Below are 987 nucleotides of genomic sequence, written 5' to 3'. Positions count from 1 at the left end.
AATAAATATTTGTTTATTCTTTTTATTATTAGAATTTTTAATTATTAATAATACTCAAATAATGGCTGCCCCTAATGAAGAGTTTGTTGGTGATATGAGAATCATTAATGTAACTGTATCAAATATTAATATTATTAAAAATCACGAAACATTTAAAAAATATTTTGATTTTACGCTAACTAGTCCGTGTTATAACGGAAACATAGCAGAATTTTCAATTATGTGGAAGATTAAAAATTCACCTCGAAATTTATTAGGTGTTTTTTTTGATGATGGCATTAGAGATGATGAAGATAATAAATATACTTTAGAAGATTTAAAACAAATGGGTAATGGAGCTAAAAATATGTATATTTTTTGGCAATATGAACAAAAATAATTTTTATGAATTAAAAAAGGAGTTTTAATTAATGTTTAAATTACAAAATCAATTTAAAATAATAAATATTTGTTTGTTTGTTTTATTAGGATTGCTATTAATAACTAATAATCATAAAATTATGGGAATGGGCAATAATAATTCATCAAATGAACTTAATGAATTAAACGAAAAATTAAATAAATTATTAGAAGAACAAGAACAAAATATAGCTAAAATTATAAATATTGAATATCATGAAGAAATAATGTTAGAATCTTTTAATAATAAAGTTCATTTAAATCATGAAGCTATTAATGAAGTTAAAGGACATATTTATATTTTAACCGAAAGAAAAATAATTGATGAAAAAATGAATAATTTTATTTATAAACGTAACGACACAATTATTCAAATATTAAATTCTAACGGTAGTGTTCGTATTCAAATTATTTTAGAACTTATAAAGCTAAATAAACAAGTCGACTGTTTAAATAGAAGAGAACAAAGATTAAACAATTTTTTAAAAATTTATCAAAAAGATCACCAAAATAATACATCTACTAGTTATTAATAATTAATAAAATTATCTAAAGAATAATTTATATATTTAAGATTATTTTTAATAT

General features: G+C 19.7%; 2 protein-coding genes. Both read left to right on the top strand.

Annotated elements, in window-relative coordinates:
- Position 1: 1 nt before the first annotated feature.
- Complete coding sequence (locus tag RI01_RS02825) at positions 2 to 379, top strand: hypothetical protein (RefSeq protein WP_026052456.1); 378 nt, start codon at positions 2 to 4, stop codon at positions 377 to 379.
- 31 nt (positions 380 to 410) lie between these two features.
- On the top strand, positions 411 to 932 hold the full coding sequence (locus RI01_RS02820) for an SVM family protein (protein ID WP_017193161.1): 522 nt from the start codon (positions 411 to 413) through the stop codon (positions 930 to 932).
- The last annotated feature ends 55 nt before the right edge of the window (positions 933 to 987 follow it).

Origin of the sequence: Italian clover phyllody phytoplasma str. MA1 (assembly GCF_000300695.1) — a bacterium.
Classification (GTDB): Bacteria; Bacillota_I; Bacilli_A; order Acholeplasmatales; family Acholeplasmataceae; genus Phytoplasma.
The sequence above is the reverse complement of the archived record's forward strand: the minus strand, read 5'-3'. Positions and strand labels throughout refer to the sequence as shown.

What these genes read in the sequence shown, in the direction of transcription:
- RI01_RS02820 (WP_017193161.1), top strand. Translation starts at nt 411, where the DNA reads ATGTTTAAATTACAAAATCAATTTAAAATAATAAATATTTGTTTGTTT.